Origin of the sequence: Amphritea atlantica, from assembly GCA_024397875.1 — a bacterium.
Classification (GTDB): Bacteria; Pseudomonadota; Gammaproteobacteria; order Pseudomonadales; family Balneatricaceae; genus Amphritea; species Amphritea atlantica_B.
This window is the reverse complement of record CP073344.1, coordinates 3,311,699-3,329,413: the sequence shown is the minus strand read 5'-3', so window position 1 is coordinate 3,329,413 and position 17,715 is coordinate 3,311,699. Positions and strand designations below refer to the sequence as shown.

14 protein-coding genes and 1 tRNA gene are annotated in these 17,715 nt (G+C 45.0%); 10 read left to right on the top strand and 5 right to left on the bottom strand.

Translation table 11 applies throughout. From position 1 onward, the window contains the following. The first annotated feature begins 8 nt into the window (after nt 1-8). From KDX31_15380 to KDX31_15340, 9 genes are all read left to right on the top strand, one after another. The gene (locus KDX31_15380) at nt 9-1,022 is read left to right on the top strand and encodes a sulfotransferase (GenBank protein ID UTW02715.1); all 1,014 of its coding nucleotides are present in this window, start codon (nt 9-11) and stop codon (nt 1,020-1,022) included. A gap of 333 nt (nt 1,023-1,355) precedes the next feature. Further along, on the top strand, nt 1,356-2,804 hold the full coding sequence (locus tag KDX31_15375) for a lipopolysaccharide biosynthesis protein (protein UTW02714.1): 1,449 nt from the start codon (nt 1,356-1,358) through the stop codon (nt 2,802-2,804). A gap of 141 nt (nt 2,805-2,945) precedes the next feature. Beyond that, entirely contained in the window at nt 2,946-3,842 is an 897-nt protein-coding gene (locus tag KDX31_15370; protein UTW02713.1) for a hypothetical protein, read from the top strand. After that, entirely contained in the window at nt 3,839-4,807 is a 969-nt protein-coding gene (locus tag KDX31_15365; protein ID UTW02712.1) for a sulfotransferase, read from the top strand. The genes KDX31_15370 and KDX31_15365 overlap by 4 nt, the downstream gene beginning before the upstream one ends. Before the next feature lie 1,212 nt (nt 4,808-6,019). Beyond that, nucleotides 6,020-6,970: a glycosyltransferase gene (locus tag KDX31_15360; protein ID UTW02711.1), complete on the top strand. Its 951-nt coding sequence runs from the start codon at nt 6,020-6,022 to the stop codon at nt 6,968-6,970. A gap of 18 nt (nt 6,971-6,988) precedes the next feature. Beyond that, the gene (locus tag KDX31_15355) at nt 6,989-7,744 is read left to right on the top strand and encodes a glycosyltransferase (GenBank protein ID UTW02710.1); all 756 of its coding nucleotides are present in this window, start codon (nt 6,989-6,991) and stop codon (nt 7,742-7,744) included. A gap of 37 nt (nt 7,745-7,781) precedes the next feature. After that, nucleotides 7,782-8,720 carry an SDR family oxidoreductase gene (locus KDX31_15350; protein ID UTW02709.1) on the top strand — a complete coding sequence of 313 codons (939 nt, stop codon included), beginning with the start codon at nt 7,782-7,784 and terminating at the stop codon, nt 8,718-8,720. Further along, nucleotides 8,717-9,268, top strand: coding sequence for a sugar transferase (locus KDX31_15345; GenBank protein ID UTW02708.1), 552 nt, complete (start codon nt 8,717-8,719; stop codon nt 9,266-9,268). The genes KDX31_15350 and KDX31_15345 overlap by 4 nt, the downstream gene beginning before the upstream one ends. A gap of 29 nt (nt 9,269-9,297) precedes the next feature. Then, a complete protein-coding gene (locus KDX31_15340) occupies nt 9,298-11,217 on the top strand; it encodes a polysaccharide biosynthesis protein (protein ID UTW02707.1) in 1,920 nt (639 codons plus the stop codon). Nucleotides 11,218-11,524: 307 nt separating this feature from the next. On the opposite strand, the gene KDX31_15335 is transcribed toward KDX31_15340, so the two are convergent. The 5 genes from KDX31_15335 to rpsU all read right to left on the bottom strand — a co-directional run bounded on the left by KDX31_15335 (nt 11,525) and on the right by rpsU (nt 16,419). Further along, nucleotides 11,525-11,601: transfer RNA gene (locus tag KDX31_15335), tRNA-Ile, on the bottom strand. 112 nt (nt 11,602-11,713) lie between these two features. After that, nucleotides 11,714-13,522 (bottom strand): RNA polymerase sigma factor RpoD, encoded by a 1,809-nt coding sequence (gene rpoD / locus KDX31_15330; protein UTW02706.1) that lies wholly within the window; start codon nt 13,520-13,522, stop codon nt 11,714-11,716. Nucleotides 13,523-13,738: 216 nt separating this feature from the next. Then, nucleotides 13,739-15,661, bottom strand: coding sequence for a DNA primase (gene dnaG, locus KDX31_15325; protein ID UTW02705.1), 1,923 nt, complete (start codon nt 15,659-15,661; stop codon nt 13,739-13,741). Between the two features lie 45 nt (nt 15,662-15,706). Continuing rightward, nucleotides 15,707-16,156 (bottom strand): GatB/YqeY domain-containing protein, encoded by a 450-nt coding sequence (locus KDX31_15320; protein UTW02704.1) that lies wholly within the window; start codon nt 16,154-16,156, stop codon nt 15,707-15,709. A 47-nt stretch (nt 16,157-16,203) separates the two neighbouring features. After that, complete coding sequence (gene rpsU / locus KDX31_15315) at nt 16,204-16,419, bottom strand: 30S ribosomal protein S21 (protein ID UTW02703.1); 216 nt, start codon at nt 16,417-16,419, stop codon at nt 16,204-16,206. Between the two features lie 220 nt (nt 16,420-16,639). Here rpsU and tsaD point away from each other — a divergent pair, with 220 nt between their 5' ends. Next, a complete protein-coding gene (tsaD, locus tag KDX31_15310; GenBank protein ID UTW02702.1) occupies nt 16,640-17,671 on the top strand; it encodes a tRNA (adenosine(37)-N6)-threonylcarbamoyltransferase complex transferase subunit TsaD in 1,032 nt (343 codons plus the stop codon). Nucleotides 17,672-17,715 lie beyond the last annotated feature (44 nt).

Sequence of the window (17,715 nt, the reverse complement as noted above, 5' to 3'; positions counted from 1 at the left end):
TTTAATACATGACAGTATCAGAAAGTCGAACAGAAAAGTACGCGCGTGTTTCAGAGCTTGAGGCGTTGTTGAAAGATCTCAATGGTAATTTGGCAAGTACGAATGAAAACTACCTTGGCGAATCAGTTGAGCGGTTTTCTAAAATATTCCTTATAGGGCCTCACCGATCAGGTAGCACTTTGTTTATGCAATGGCTAGCAAACAGTGGTTTGGTAGCCTACCCAACTAATCTGTTGTCGCGTTTTTATGGCGCACCTTTAGTTGGCGCTAAAATCCAACAGTTATTAACTGATCCTCGTTTTAATTTCCGTAACGAAATTCTGGATTTCAACTCAGAGATCAACTTCAGTTCTGATAATGGTAAGACTAAAGGCGCGCTGGCGCCGAACGAATTCTGGTACTTCTGGCGGCGTTTTCTGCCCTTCGATCAACTGGACTATCTGCCCAGCTCGGAGTTAAAAGAAAAGGGTAATCTTGCAGGATTTAGAGATGAACTGAATGCTCTGGCGAATATATTCGAAAAGCCCTTCGCCATGAAAGCCATGATTATGAATCAACATATCGCTGAGCTGGCTGAGCAGTTCGACAAACCCCTGTTTGTCTGGATTCGTCGCGACCCGATTTTTAACATCCAGTCTGCTCTGGAAGCCCGTAAGCGACAATACGGTGATATTAACACCTGGTATTCTTTCAAGATCAAAGAATACCCACACCTTAAAGACCTGGATCCGCTGGAATCAGTAGCAGGTCAGATAGCTGCTATTAATCGCTCAGTAGACCTGGGTATCGCCGAAATACAGGATCATATGAAATTGGTAGTTCAGTATGAAGATTTCTGTCAGCGGCCAGAGCATTACTTTGACGAGATCACAAGCCGACTGATTGAGCAGGGCGGTATTGATGAAGGAGGGATCCCTGCATATTGTGGTGAGGCTTGTTTCTCAAATACGAATGATTGGCGATTGAAGGAGTATAGTCAGGACGATGCAGTTCGGGTTTATAAAACAATGTCAGGCCGCTAGGAATAAATAAGACGGTGTTAGCTAAAATTAAAAGGAGGTATAGCTGGCTCGCAACCAGTACCATGCACCAGCGTAAGGCCGCCGGCAAGGTTAAGGATTTCTGTTTTGGCAGAAATAAAATCGACACTATCTCCCTTAAACACGCTTTTGAAGATCTAGGCTGTTCTGTGGTAATTCATATATAGCAGATTCATGTATAACGTTGTTCGGGGGTACTAAAACCGTTGATAATGTTCCGCACGATAGGGAAACTATAATTGCGCAGTACTGAAAAGTTGATGCTTCTTATTGTCTCCAGTGGGGGGAGACGGACATGAATTCAAGTCTCAATCAATGAAGGAAATAAACCGGAAAATCGGAGCAGGGGTGTTGTGGAATCTGGCAGGCCTGTTCATGACAAGGGGAGCCAATACGCTATTTATGCTGTTGTTGGCCCGGCTACTAGCACCGGAAGCCTTTGGTCTTATTGCCATGGCTTCGTTGGTGTTTGAGCTAGCTAGCGCCTTTATTAATTCTGGTCTTGGCTCCGCATTAATCCAAAGTAAAAAGGTTACAGATACGGATCTTAATACTGTGTTTTATACCAATCTTCTGCTGAGTGGAGTGGCCTATACGGGCCTGTTCGTAGGAGCCCCTTTTATTGCAAGCTTCTATAGTCAGCCAGAGCTGAGTTCCCTAATTCAGGTGATGGGTTTGATAATTTTTATCAATGCAGCCTGTATAGTGCAAGTTGCTGTGCTTAGCCGCAAGATGGATTTCAAGTCTCAGATGAAGGCCAAGACGATAAGCGTTATGGTATCTGGCTCGCTGGCCATTACAGCCGCCTGGTATAATTGGGGGGTCTGGAGTTTGGTGGTGCAAATGCTTAGTGCAGCATTGGTTACTGCGTTAATACTTTGGTTAGTCAGTCCGTGGCGTCCGGGGCTAGATATCAGTGGCGAGTCGTTTAACAGACTTTTTCGCTTTGGTAGGAATCTATTGGCAGAGGGAATGTTGCAGGTTCTTTTTGAAAACTCTTACGTGCTGGTGATTGGTCGTCTTTTCAATGCTGAGGCAACAGGTTTGTACTTTCTGGCCAAAAAAATCAATAATCTGGTTTCGCAACAATTAACAGCTGCAGTGCAGCAGGCTACTTTCCCCGCATTGTCCACACTTCAGGACGACAACAATACCCTCAAACACAAATTGCGACAGATTATGCAGTTGATGATGTTTCTGATTACTCCGATTATGGCGTTGTTGGCGGGCCTGGCGCCATCATTGTTTGCGTTGCTGTTTAATGAGCGGTGGGTATTAGCTGTGCCATTCCTTCAGTTACTATGTGTCGTTGGGGCTTTATATCCGTTGCACGCATTGAATATGAACCTCCTTAATGTAAAAGGTCGATCTGACCTCGTGCTGAAGGTCGGTTTGGTAAAGAAAGCTGTCAACCTGACATTACTCTTTTTGGCTATACCTTATGGTGTTTTTGGCATAGTTGCCAGTCAGGTGATTGGGTCGTTTTTGGCGTTGATTCCTAATACCTATTTTTCTGCAAAATTGGTTGACTATTCACTATTTGAACAGATCCAGGATGTTGTTAAGCCTTTTTTTGCTGCGATTTGTGCTGGAGTAGGTGCTTGGCTTTTGATGAATCAGATAGAGGGGGGGGGGATTGAATTGATCAGTGCTGGTTTTTTTGGCGTGATAATATATCTTACAGTGTCGTTTTTTATTCGAGCAGAAGGTATGAACTTAATTCTTTTCAAATTAATGAGAAAAGATTCGTGTATTGTGGAATGAATGTTAAAGGTGTCAGGGTAAGATAAGTGTTTTTTAATAAATCATGTTTTGGGTTGATGTCTGGGTGATATGTTCCGTATGATTTTTAATGTTTAATATTAAGTGTGATTGGTTGATAGGATATGGAGGTTGACGGTTTATATGAAAAATATTGCCCCTGTTTGTATATCTACATATGCTCGGATTGAACATCTAAAGAAAACAGTTAAAGCTCTTTCGGAAAATAAATATGCTTCCGATACGGATCTGTTTGTGTTTTCAGATGGGGCTAGGCCGGGGGATGAAAATAAAGTTGGTCTGGTAAGGGGTTATCTATCCAAGGTAACTGGTTTTAGATCTGTAAATATTATTGAAAGAGAGTCCAATAATCGGGTTTATAATAATAGAAATGGTCTGAGTGAAATTCTAAATAAGTATGGCCGGTGTATTTTTCTTGAGGATGATATTGTTACTGCGCCTGGGTTTATTGAGTATATGAATTCTGCCTTGGATAAATATGAAAATAATCCTAGTGTAATGAGTATTACGGGATATTGTCCACCCATATCCATTCCTAGTGAATACTCGCATGACGTTTTTGCGCTGAATAGGTTCTGTTCGTGGGGCTTCGCGATATGGAAAGATCGTTATGATATGATCAGATATTTGGATGGAGGTGACTTTAATAGTATTAATATAAAAAAAATATCTGAATTTGGTGAAGATATTTATGGTATGGTGCGTAGTGATTTCTTGGGGGATATTGATGCTTTAGATGTTAAAGCAATGTTTTTTCAGTATAAAGAGAGTAAGGCTACGATATATCCAAGGCATAGTTTGGTTCAAAATATTGGTCATGACGGTTCTGGAATTCATTGTGGAATTACTGATAGGTTTAAGCATGAATTTCTATGGGATAAGATAGATGATTTTGTGTTTCCTGATGATGTTATGATTGATAAGGGAATTATTGATAGTAATTTTAATTTTAGAAGGATTTCACTCAAAGAGAAGTTCTATAATTTTTATAAAGGTATATTTGATTTTAGGTTTTTATGAAAACGCCAATTTTTATATTTTCGCTTCCTAGGGCTGGTTCTACTCTTTTACAGAGAATGTTAATGGCCCATCCTGAGATATGCAGTCATGCAGAACCATGGATTTTATTGCCGTTGTGCAGATTGAATAAAAGTGAGGGGGCTGTTGCAGACTACGGGTATTCAATTGGTGCAAGTGCTATATCCGAGTTTACTGAGAGTCTTCCAAATGGGAGTGACGATTTCTATAAAGAGTTAAGAAAATTTTCAGATTCTTTATATGCGAAGCATTGCAAGAATGATGAGCGTTTTTTCTTGGATAAAACGCCGCGATATTATTACATTATTAATGAAATAAAAAGGATTTATCCAGATGCGAAGTTTATATTTTTATTCAGGAATCCTGTGCATGTGATGAGCTCTATGATAAATACTTGGTCAAATGGTAATTTGAAAGGGTTGTATGCATATCAAAATGACTTGTGTTTTGGGCCAGTTGCTCTATCTGAAGGCTTTAATCTTCTTAAATCCAATTCAATAGCTGTCAATTATGAGGATTTAGTATCTGATCCAAATCTTGTTGTAAATTCTATATGCCATTATTTAGATATAAAATACTATGATAGTATGTGCTTGGATTTCAGTAAACAGGTATTTAATGGTCGAATGGGTGATCCAACCGGAGTGAGTGACTATAAATCTGTTTCCATAAAAACACTCGATAAGTGGAAGTTGACATTTAATACACATGTAAGGAAGAAGCTTATTAAGAAATATATAAGTTCAATGGATGAAAAGGTACTTGAAGTACAGGGGTATGATAAAAGTAAAGTATTGCAAGATATTGATTTATTAAATAGTAGTTTTAGAGGCTGTTTTACAGATATATTTCATTTGCTATACTGTACAGTTGTTTGGCTTACAAAAGCGAATATTTTTTTTGGTGAAACTGTTAAACGTTGGGCTTCGAAGAAGTATCTTTCGTAAGTGCTAATATTTTTGTTGGGGGGATATTAATTGTTGCAGTAGTATGAAACCACTCTTTCAAGTGCTTTTACGGAAGTCCGTTATCTCAATCTAATTAGGATTCTGAGTGGGTAGTTATGCTGGTAGAGGATATTTCTCATATTAACGCACAATTTTTTGATCCTTGTATAATATGTGTTTTTTCGAAGGCTACCATTGCGACAAAAGCTGCGAACCTTTCAGGTAGTTGTGTGGGAACTGTAAAGTGCTGAAGCTTAGGTAACCAGAAAATTTTAGCCGCCGTATTTATCAGGATAAACAGAAGAATAGTATACCCTAATGAGTCTCAGTCTTTGAATTGGTGAGAAAGTGACACGAGTTTACCTTTTTAGCTAATCAGATTGCCGACCAGCATAACCCATTGATGCTCAGGCCTTCTCACTCTTTGAAAAATTTATAGTAAGAAAGCAGATGAGCTTATCTCAGTAAAACCCCGATTCTCTTGGAAACCTGTATGATGACGTGACTCTGCGAATACATTATAGTGCGGTAGCTGTCGTGTTGGTGCCAAGCCTGCAAATGTTCTAATGGAATTCCTAGAGTGTGGTACTGCCGTACACCGACTGTGACGGCAATGCAGATATGTGGATTTCCCGCAAAGTGGATTTCTGACCGAGCACTAGATGTTAAAGATCTAGGCACAAAGATTGACTGTGTATTACAGCATCTGGTCCCTAACGAACTGGAAGGTGCGGCACGGGAAAAAGTCTTAGACCATTTTGAATAGTCATTGGTTTCCGGACGTTAAATCGATTTATACAGAAAAATTCTGGTCTCATGATGATAAATATCGTGACTAATGGTGCAGGTTGTGTCGGTATTCTTGCCCAATACTTATGTCGATGACGGAGACTAAGTTTTTGATGCTCGATAATCTTTCAAGGAGCTATTCAGAGGCGTATCATCTGATCTGGACCTGAATGGTTTTTGCCTTTGTAGAGGCTCAATATCTTTCAATGAGAGTCATTGATTGGTTCGCCTTGATTTCAGGGTTGAACTCGTGGCGTACCTGTTGCTATCTTTGTAAAACAGGGTTGAACTACTTGTTAGTAAACAAATGACTCTGCAAAAATTAGGCGAAGCTTTCTAAGATATAGTCGGAATATTAAGGTTGCTATCCATTAGATCGTCTTAGCTTAAATTATTTTCATAAATTCTATTGAGTAGCCATTGATGAAAAAACCTGATTTTTACCCCGCTATGAGTCGGAATAGCGAAAAAAATGTCGATGGCTTGAAAACGTCGGATTTAACGTTGAACCTTGTCGAAGGAGGTCTGCGTTTACAGGGGGCAGGGAAAGAAAGTTTACCTAAGATGCCTTTGATTTCAGTAATTACTGTTGTTTATAATGGTGTGGGCTATATCGACGAAACTATTTTAAGTGTTATTAACCAGTCTTACAAAAATATTGAATATATTATCATTGATGGTGGTTCTGATGACGGCACTGTTGAGCGGATACGAAAGTATAATGATTATATTGATTATTGGATAAGTGAATCGGATAGTGGGATGTATGATGCGCTTGTTAAAGGGTTTACACTAGTTAATGGTGAAATTGTTTGTTATCTGAATGCCGGAGACTACTATCATCATAATGCATTAGCTGTTGTAGCTGAAATATTCGATTCATACGATGTCGAATGGTTGGCTGGAATGCGTGTTAATTATAACGAAAATTCACAAGTCATTCATGCCGATTTACCCAGTGTATATAGAAAAGAGTTAGTCAGAGCTGGTGTTTATGGTAAGTTTCTACCATATATTCAACAGGAGTCTGTTTTTTGGCGTAAGTCATTATTAGATCTTGTTGACTATGCTTATCTGAAAAAAATGAAGCTGGCTGGAGATTATTATTTGTGGTACTGCTTCGCTAAAAGCACAGATTTAAATATTGTTAATAGTTATTTGGGGGGCTTTAAATACCATGCTAATCAGCTATCAAGTTCTATTGAAAAATATAATGATGAAAAATTGTTGTTTGTTGAAGGTCCCCGGCTGTATTATTTTCCTTTGATTATGTTTGAGGCTGTTTTTTGGTTTTTTCCCGTGAGGTTAAAGGTTTTATTCTCGAAAAAATATTTTATCTATTCGAGAGAAAGGAAAATGTGGATCAGAGGATGATTGTTTGAGTTGCTCCTTATGAAATTATCTATTGTTACTATTAGTTTTAATAGTGTTAATACAATAAAGAATACTATTGACTCGGTACTAAACCAGTCTTATAACAATATAGAGTATATTGTTGTAGATGCTATGTCTTGTGATGGAACTTTAGATATTATACAAGAGTATTCTGATCGAATTTCATGTTTTGTAAGTGAACCGGATAAGGGGATTTACGATGCTATGAATAAGGGTCTGCGACGTGCAACGGGTGAGATTATCGGAATCCTTAACTCGGATGATTTTTATCTACATGAAAATGTTCTGAGTGAAGTGCATGCTCTTTTTTCTGCTGATCCTGAGCTTGAAGTGGTATTGGGTGATGTAGACTTTGTACATGAATGGGATTTGAACCGCCCAATGCGTACCTACCGTGCGTGGTACTTCAAACCATGGATGTTCCGGTTTGGCTTGATGCCACCGCACCCGGCGGTTTTTGTCCGTAAGTCTGCTTATGACCGGGTTGGGTTTTATAAGCTGGGTTACAAGATCGCAGCAGATTTTGATTTTCTTACCCGTTTGCTATTGGTTGATCGAGCCAAGTACGAATTAGCACATAAAACCTGGGTAAGAATGCGTATAGGTGGTGTGAGCACGTCCGGTATTAAAAGTAACTTAATTTCGACAGGAGAGATGAGGCGTTCATTAAGTGAGAATGGTTTGTTTGCTAACTCACTCATGCTGCTGTGTAGGTTACCCTTTAAGTTTATGACTCAGGTTCTAGGTAAATGAATCATCTGTTTTTCTCTAAACAGGCCAATTTTATCTTATGAATATTCTGCTAACTGGTGCAACTGGTTTTCTTGGTCGTCATCTTGTTAAAGGCTTAGCGGTTAAGGGGGTAAATGTGACCGCTTCAATACGACAAGAAGTCCATCTGCCGGTCGCACGGACTTGTATTATAAATAGTTTGGACATTGATACAGATTGGTCTTGCGCCTTAGCTGAGCAGAAGGTCGTTATTCACTCAGCTGCGCGTGCTCACATCATGGAGGATGAAGTATATGATCCATTGGCTGAATACCGTCAAGTTAATGTAGAGGGCACACTTAATCTTGCACGGCAGGCTGCAGAAGCAGGCGTACAGCGCTTCATTTTTATAAGTTCTATCGGTGTGAATGGTAATATCAACACTTGTCCATTTACCGAGAATGATGAGCCAACCCCTGCTGAGTTTTATGCTCAATCTAAATGGGAGGCTGAGCAAGGGCTATGGAATATTCACAATGAAACAGGTATCGAAGTTGTGATTATTCGTCCGCCTTTGGTGTATGGTCCGGGGGCACCTGGTAATTTTGCCAGACTCGTTCGATTAGTTGAAAAAGGATGGCCTTTGCCTTTTGGTGCAGTTCATAATAAACGTTCATTTGTAGCAGTCGACAATCTGGTTGATCTGATTGTTACTTGTATAGATCATCCTGCGGCCGCTAACCAGGTTTTTCTTGCTGGTGATGGTGAGGATCTGTCTACCTCTGATTTGCTAAGGGGGATAGCCGCAGCAATGGAAAAACCTAGCCGGCTTGTCGCGGTACCCGAAAACTATTTGCGCTTAGCGGCTAAATTTTTGGGGAAAGAAAAGCTGGCTGATCGTTTGTTGGGCTCTTTACAGGTGGATATATCCAAGGCTCGTGATTCCCTTGGCTGGGAACCGCCTTTTTCGGTTGAAGAAGGCTTGAAACGGTGCTTTAAATCGGAGAATGACATTTGATTCGTTTACTTGATGTGTGCTTTTCATTAACAGGTTTGGTATTGGTTTTCCCGTTGCTGCTTGTACTTACAATCGTTGGTTTTTTTGATACAGGCTCTCCAATTTTTTTTCAGAAGAGGGTGGGTAGGCATAAAAAATCTTTTACGTTGATAAAGTTCCGAACTATGTCCGTTGATACCGCTTCAGTGGCGACACATCTGGCAAGTCATAGCTCTATTACCCGGTTCGGATATTTTTTAAGGAAGTCGAAGCTTGATGAGCTGCCTCAGCTGTGGAATGTTCTCAAAGGCGAAATGAGTCTGGTGGGGCCCCGACCCGGGTTGTACAATCAGGAGGAGTTAACCGCGGCTAGGGAAGCGCGGGGGGTATATAGTGTTCGGCCAGGTATTACCGGGCTTGCTCAGGTGAGTGAAATAGATATGTCGACTCCAGAGCTGCTTGCTGAAACAGATGAGAAGATGATTGAGACAATGTCGTTAAAATCGTATTTTCGCTATATAGTTGTTACGGTTCTTGGAAAGGGAGTCGGAGATCGAATTCAACGCTAATTTTTGTTACAGCTTTTCAGGGATTATTTTTGTTTAAATCGATTCTCAATTCATCCAGACAATCCAAAAAAGCAATTTTTGTTGCTTTCGATCTCGTGGCGCTGCCAATCTGTTGCTGGTTGAGCTTTGCCCTGCGTTACGGCGACTGGACCGCTCATAATTTCGCTCACTGGCCGGCGTATCTGTTGGCTCCGGTGATTGCGATTCCTATCTTTATCCGGCTTGGCTTGTATCGCGCGGTTATTCGCTATATTGGTTATCAGGCGCAATGGACCGTGATTAAAGCGGTTACGTTGGCTCTGCTCTTCTGGTCATTGGCGACTTATCTGCTAGCACTTGAACAATATACACCCCGCTCAGTTTTTTTTATTTTTTGGCTGGTTTCTGTGCTTGTTATTGGCGGGAGCAGAATGGCGGCCCGATGGATCATTCTTCATGATTTTCCGGGCGGGGATCATAAAGCGCAAGATCAGTCTGACCGGGTTGTTATTTATGGTGCCGGTTCAGCAGGCAGACAGCTGGCTACAGCGTTAGCGGGTTCCAGCGAGTTTGTTGCACTCGCCTTTGTTGATGATGACAAAACCCTTCAGGGAATGGATATCAATGGTGTCAGGGTGTATGCCCCGGCTGATATCGCTGCGCTTGTGGAACGCTTTGACATCGACTCTGTCTTGCTGGCTATCCCGTCTATTTCCCGGATGAAGCGTAAAGCAATTGTTGACTCGCTGAGTCGATTCAATCTCCGGGTGCTTACGTTGCCCTCTCTGTCTGCTATTGCGGGTGGCAAAGTGACGATTAATGATATACGTGAAGTTGATATTGCTGATCTTCTTGGACGTGAAGAGGTGCTGCCGGATAAAGCTTTGCTGGATGCCTGTATTTTAGATCAGACTGTTTTGGTAACGGGGGCCGGTGGGTCGATCGGCTCAGAGCTTTGTCGTCAGATTCTGAAACAGAATCCTCGCTGTGTTGTCCTTTTTGAGCAATCAGAGTTTGCGCTTTACAGCATCGATCGGGAATTGAGTAAGTTAGCTGGTGGCAAGGTAGAGGTTATCCCGGTTCTGGGTTCTGTTCTTGATTCAGCACATTTAACGAAGGTTATGACGCAGTATTCGGTTGATACCGTTTACCATGCGGCGGCGTATAAACACGTCCCGCTGGTTGAAAGTAATATGATCACCGGCGTTCGTAACAATCTGCTCGGTACCTGGAATGCCGCTGAAACGGCTATTAAGTGCGGGGTTAAGAATTTCGTGCTGATCTCGACTGATAAAGCTGTGCGTCCTACCAATGTGATGGGCGCCAGCAAGCGCTTCGCTGAACTTGTACTCCAGGCGTTGAGTAAAAGAGAACAGGCAAATGGTATTCGATTTGCGATGGTGCGTTTTGGTAATGTACTAGGGTCTTCCGGATCGGTTATTCCTCTGTTTCGGCAGCAGATAGCTGAGGGAGGACCTGTGACGGTGACTGACCCCGAGATAACCCGGTACTTTATGACTATACCTGAAGCCTCCTCTCTGGTCATACAGGCCGGATCAATGGGATGCTCCGGTGATGTATTTGTTCTGGATATGGGGAAACCTGTTAAAATCAAGAATCTGGCAAGGCAGATGATCAACTTAACAGGCTTGTCTGTTAAGGATGAGAGTCAGCCCGATGGTGACATTGAAATTATTTACACCGGTTTACGTGATGGCGAAAAACTTTATGAAGAGCTTTTGATCGGCGATAACGTACAGAAAACCGATCATCCGATGATTATGCGAGCAGAGGAGGTAATGCTTGAGTGGTCGGAGCTAAAGCCAATTATTGATCGAATGGAAATCGCTTTAGACAGTTTTGATTATACAGAGGTCAGGCGGTTGCTGCTTAAGACGGTGAGCGGCTATAGCCCTCAGCACGATATCAGAGATCCAATGCATTATCAGGCATCCACTGTCGTTCTCTAACCGAAAAATATCCCCGGCTCGTTTTAATCAGTCTTAAACCTGATAAGGCGAATTTAAATTATCGAGAAAGTGTTATTTGAATTACGAGCGCCACTCCTTAATGACGTTGATGGATAGCGGTCTCAGGGTGTGGGCCTTGCAGGACTTGAACCTGCGACCGATCCGTCTCTATTGAAGAGTGAGTCGAGCTTATTCTGTAGATTTTGATGTGAAGGGGGTGGTGGGCTTTGCAGGACTTTAACCTGTGACCGATCCGTCTCTATTGAAGAGTGAGTCGAGCTTTTCTGTATCGTTTGATTTAAAGGGGTGGTGGGCCTTGCAGGACTTGAACCTGCGACCGATCGATTATGAGTCGAGCGCTCTAACCAACTGAGCTAAAGGCCCCCATGTGAAAACTTAATTCCCCGGTTGAGGCAGGAATAAAAGCGGCTCTCAGGGAGAGGACGCCCATAATACCACAGGATATTATGGGCGCAACGGTCTGATTTAAAAGATTTTAATGTTCGTCAAGGAAGCTGCGCAGATGGTCTGAGCGGCTTGGGTGACGAAGCTTGCGCAGTGCTTTTGCTTCGATCTGACGGATACGCTCACGGGTAACATCGAACTGCTTACCCACCTCTTCCAGAGTGTGGTCGGTGTTCATGTTGATACCGAAACGCATGCGCAGTACTTTTGCTTCACGGGCTGTCAGGCCGGCCAGTACCTCTTTGGTCGCTTCACGCAGGCCTTCGCCAGTGGCAGAGTCTACCGGGGAGTCGATGGTGATATCCTCGATAAAATCACCCAGGCTGGAATCTTCATCATCACCGATCGGTGTTTCCATGGAGATCGGTTCTTTAGCGATCTTAAGGACCTTACGGATTTTATCTTCCGGCATATCCATACGTTCAGCCAGCTCTTCCGGTGACGGTTCGCGTCCCATCTCCTGTAGCATCTGACGGGAGATTCGGTTCAGCTTATTGATCGTTTCGATCATGTGCACCGGGATACGGATAGTACGCGCCTGGTCCGCAATAGAGCGGGTGATCGCCTGACGAATCCACCAGGTTGCATAGGTAGAGAATTTATAACCTCGGCGGTATTCAAACTTATCCACGGCTTTCATCAGGCCGATGTTACCTTCCTGAATCAGGTCGAGAAACTGCAGGCCGCGGTTGGTGTACTTTTTAGCGATAGAGATAACCAGACGCAGGTTGGCTTCAACCATCTCTTTCTTGGCACGACGGGCGCGGGCTTCACCGATCGACATGCGACGGTTTACCTCTTTTATCTCGTTCAGCGTCAGCTGCATCGCTTGCTCAGCCTGAACGAGTTTTTTCTGTGCTCTGCGCAGTTCAATCTCGTGGCGCTTGAGAGCGCGGGTATAGTCCGCATCAGAGCTAAGCAGCTTGTCCAGCCATTCGCTGTTTGTCTCGTTGCCTGGAAACTCTTTGATAAACTGACGGCGCGGCATTTTTGCACGCTGGGTGCAAATCTGCATAATTGTCCTTTCCTGCTTACGGATCCGGTCAATCGAGCTGCGCACATTATCGACCAGCATATCGTAAAAGCGTGGTGACAGTTTTATCGGAGAAAAGGCATCTGCAAGTTCTACAAACGCTTTCGCTGCTGTCTTGCTGCTGCGGCCCTCTTTCGCTACCGCTTTCTGGTAGGTTTGATAGGTGCTGCGTAACAGATCAAAACGTCGCTTGGCTTCTTCAGGGTCAGGGCCGCGTTCTTTCTCTTCGTCATCATCATCAGAGTCTTCGGCGGCTTCAGCCTGCTGAGCGGCAGAGGGAATCTCAACGCCATCATCAGGATCGATATAACCGCTGAAAATATCGCTCAGGCGACCCTCTTCTTCCAGCGTTGTTTCGTAAGCTGTGAGTATGGCATCAACTGATCCAGGAAATGCGGCCAGGCCGGCCATGACTTCACGCAGACCTTCTTCAATCCGCTTGGCTATCTCTATCTCACCCTGTCGGGTCAAAAGCTCAACCGTGCCCATTTCCCGCATATACATACGTACAGGATCGGTGGTGCGTCCGGCATCGGATTCAACGGCGGCAAGTGCTGCGACTGCTTCTTCATCCGCTTCCTCGGCGGAGTCGCCTTCTGTCATGAGCAGGGTTTCGGCATCCGGAGCTTCTTCGGTGACCGATATACCCATATCGTTGATCATACGGATTATATCTTCTACCTGGTCCGGATCAGCAATATCTTCTGGCAGATGATCATTAACTTCAGCATAAGTAAGGTAGCCTTGCTCCTTACCCCGTGCGATCAATTCCTTGAGGCGTGACTGCTGCTTAGATGTATCTGACATAATTGCCCTTCAGTGATGACAAAAGTGAAAAAAATTAGCCCGACATTATAGCGATTACGGGGTATGAATTCTACAGACCGCGGAGGCTAATAAGGGTATTTCATCTATTAAAATAGACTATTTTCAATGTGCTGTGCATAAAAATGAGAACCGGAGCTTAGTTTGCTCCGTAGCTCAGTAGATGGGGGTGGTTTGATGAATTTCAATAGGGATTGGTTATTTTTCAGGCGTTTTGCGTAACCGGCTTCCCGCTTGCTTCATTATGAGTGTGTTAAGACGCTGCTTATCCTCGGTGCTGAGGTGGGGCTGGGATTTTAGTTGCAGAATTTCCTTGTCCAGATGGCGTTCCTGCAGGCGGTTGAGGCAGTCGTTTAAAACCTGCTGTGCATTGTTAGCGTCGATGATGGGTGTCTGATGCGCTATCTCATTCAGTTGTTGAATCAGTGGTTTCAGGTGATCGTGTTCCTGCCAGTCAACTGCCAGGATGCCTGGGGTGACGCCGGGGTTTTCCTGCAGATATCGGTTTAACTGATAGAGAAGCTTCTCGGTATCATCTTCGGTGTTGGCGAGTATCTCCAGATTGCCGCACTGGCTTGCCAGCGCGGGCAAGTGGAGCAGTATTGATATTGCGGTGCTGCCTGGATTGAAGTGTACGGCTGAACCTCCCGGGGGAGCCGGGCGGGCTTTCTTGCCGCCTTTGACAAACTCTTTGTTAGATTTTCTTTCCGGCTGGAAACTATTGTGTTCCGGCTGGTAATCAAAGTATCCATCATCGGAATAATCTGACTCGCCGTGATAGTAATCCGGTTCCGGTGCGGAATGGGTGCCGGTGGTTTCCTGCAGGTTATTGACGCTAATTAGCTGTTCAAGACTGAGGCCGGTCAGTTCGGAAATCTTCTCCTGCATCATCTGCTTAAGAATGCCAGGCTGCATCTGATCGATCAGCGGGAGCGCCTGGTTGCTGAACCGGGCACGTCCATCCAATGAGCTCATATCGGCGCCTTCTTCCAGTGTCTTGAAGAAAAAGTCGGAGAGTGGGAGAGACTCGTTTAGTCGCTGCTCAAATGCTTCGCAGCCCTCTTGTCGTACCAGACTGTCAGGGTCCTCTCCTTCAGGCAGGAAGAGAAAGCGTGCCTGTTTGCCGTCTGTGATGACAGGCATGGTGGTGTCCAGTGCGCGCTTAGCTGCTTTGCGACCCGCTTCATCGCCATCGAAGCAGAATATGACTTCGGGGACCATCTTCAGGAGTCGTTCAAGGTGCTGGGCTGTGGTTGCGGTGCCCAGCGTAGCAACGGCATAGCCGATACCGTATTGAGCCAGACCGACAACATCCATATAGCCCTCAACGATAATCAGGCGCTCAAGTTTCTGGTTGTACTTGCGGGCTTCATACAGGCCGTACAGTTCGCGGCTTTTATGGAAAGTATCGGTTTCGGGGGAGTTGAGGTATTTGGGTTTTTCGTCTCCCAGTACCCGTCCGCCAAATGCAATTACCCGGCCGCGCATGTCCCGGATAGGAAACATGATCCGTTCACGAAAACGGTCATAGTAACGATCAGAATCTTCTTTATTGATCAGCATTCCGGCCTGTTCAAGGCGGAGCTTGGTTGCCTCATCCCGGGCCAGCTTTTTCAGCAGGTTGTCCCATCCAGGAGGCGCATAACCGATACCGAAACGGGCGGCAAACTGGCCTGTCAGACCTCGATTCTTAAGATAGTTAACCGCGATCTCTTTATCGGGGTGTTTACGAAGCTGCTGTTGGTAGTACTCAGAGGCTTCTTCAAGCAGAGAGTAGATATCTTTGATGCGCTGCTCGCGCTGATGATCAACAGGTCCTTCCGTCTTTGGCATTTCAACGCCAGCGAGCTTGGCGAGTTCTTCCACCGCTTCGGGGAAGCTCAGGCGGTCATGCTCCATAAGAAAACTGAGGGAGTTACCACCGGCACCGCAGCCAAAACAATAATAGAACTGTTTTTCATTATTGACGGTAAATGAAGGGGATTTCTCTTTATGAAACGGGCAAAGGCCGGAGTAGTTCTTCCCGGTGCGCTTGAGTTTGACTCTGGCTTCAACAATATCGAGTACGTTTACCCGAGCCAGGAGATCATCGATAAAGCTCTGTGGTATGCGTCCGGCCATAGTGTCAGACTACCTGCTGATGAGGGGAGAGGATCAGCAGTTATTTTAACTATTGAGGGCGGTTTTAACCAGTTTGCTGATGGCGCCCATGTCTGCGCGTCCCTGAACCTGAGGTTTTACCAGGGCCATCACTTTACCCATATCCTGCATGTTCTGCGCACCGGAATCTGTCACAGCCTGTGCGACAATAGCTTCCAGTTCTGCTTCAGTCAGTGGCTGAGGCAGGAACTCCCTGATGACAAGAAGTTCCTGTTGCTCGATATCGGCCAGATCATCACGACCGGCAGTGTTAAACTGCTCGATCGAATCGCGACGCTGTTTTTGCATCTTATCCAGAATCGCGAGGACACGTGCATCATCCAGCTCAATACGCTCATCGACTTCGATGCGTTTGAGCTCAGCCAGAATCATACGGATAGTACCAAGGCGCTCTTTTGCTTTCGCGCGCATGGCAGCTTTCATCTCGTCACTGATACGTTTTTTCAGTTCGGACATACCGCTCTCCTGGCTATGTAAAGGCTGTTTAATGCGTGGTGAAGATCTTAGTACAGACGAACGCGACGCTGGTTTTCGCGCTGAACTTTCTTCAGGTGACGCTTAACAGCAGCAGCAGCCTTACGCTTACGGATAGAAGTAGGCTTCTCGTAGAATTCACGACGACGCACTTCAGCCAGTACACCGGCTTTTTCGCAAGAACGTTTGAAACGACGCAGAGCTACGTCAAATGGCTCGTTTTCTTTAACTTTAACTGCTGGCATATAAATACCTTACCTTTCCTGTAGAAATTTAATGTCTGTTCCGCTGAGTTTAAGACACAGCTGGCCAATAAGGGCCGGTATTTTATTCTTATGATCCAGCAGTGTAAAGCCTAAATACGATGAAATGATTGTTAAAATGGATGATAATGGCGTCACATTAGCAGTCCTGCGGCTTTGCGCGCAGCTATTTATTTGTGATTTTGAGTGAGAACCGTGAACAATGCGTGTGTTAGGAATCGAAACCTCCTGTGATGAAACCGGTGTTGCTATCTATGATAGTGAGGCAGGCTTATTGGGCGATGCTCTCTATAGTCAGGTTGCGATGCATGCCGAGTATGGTGGTGTTGTGCCTGAGCTGGCTTCCCGCGATCATGTCCGTAAGTTGCTTCCGCTGGTCAAAGAGGTTCTATCCCAGGCAGATACCCGACCGGAAGAGCTGGATGCTGTCGCTTATACTGCAGGCCCCGGTTTGATTGGTGCGCTGATGGTTGGCGCCTCTACCGGCCGGGCGATGGCGCTGGCCTGGGGGATTCCCGCCATCGGAGTGCATCATATGGAGGGCCATTTGCTGGCGCCGATGCTGGAGCAACAGCCTCCGGCGTTTCCGTTTGTCGCACTGCTGGTGTCCGGCGGACATACTCAGCTGGTCCAGGTCGAAGCAATTGGTGAGTATGTATTGCTGGGCGAATCACTCGATGATGCCGCCGGCGAGGCGTTTGACAAGGCGGCCAAGATGCTTGGCCTGAACTATCCTGGCGGGCCGGAAGTGGCGCGTTTGGCTGAGCAGGGTGATCGCACGCGGTTTCGCTTTCCGCGGCCAATGACCGACCGGCCGGGTCTTGATTTAAGTTTCAGTGGGCTGAAAACCTTTACCCTGAATACATCGAATGACCTCCGGGTGGATGGAGCACTGTCAGAGAAAGACCGCCGGGATATTGCCGCTGCTTTTGAGGAGGCGGTGGTCGACACGCTGGCGATTAAGTGTCGCCGGGCACTTCAGCAAACCGGCTTTAAGCAACTGGTGATCGCCGGAGGTGTCAGTGCCAATCAGCGTCTGCGCGACCGACTTGAAGTGATGGTTAAAAAAGAGCGGGCCGAATTGTTTTATGCCCGTCCGCAGTTCTGTACCGATAATGGTGCGATGATCGCCTATGCCGGTTGTCAGCGTCTTATGGCCGGGCAGCAGAGTGATCTGTCGATTCAGTGTGTACCTCGCTGGCCGCTGGACACCCTTGAGCCAATTAAAACTTGAGCCAATTAAAAAGAGTGACCTAATATCCCTGAGTTCGTCTGATA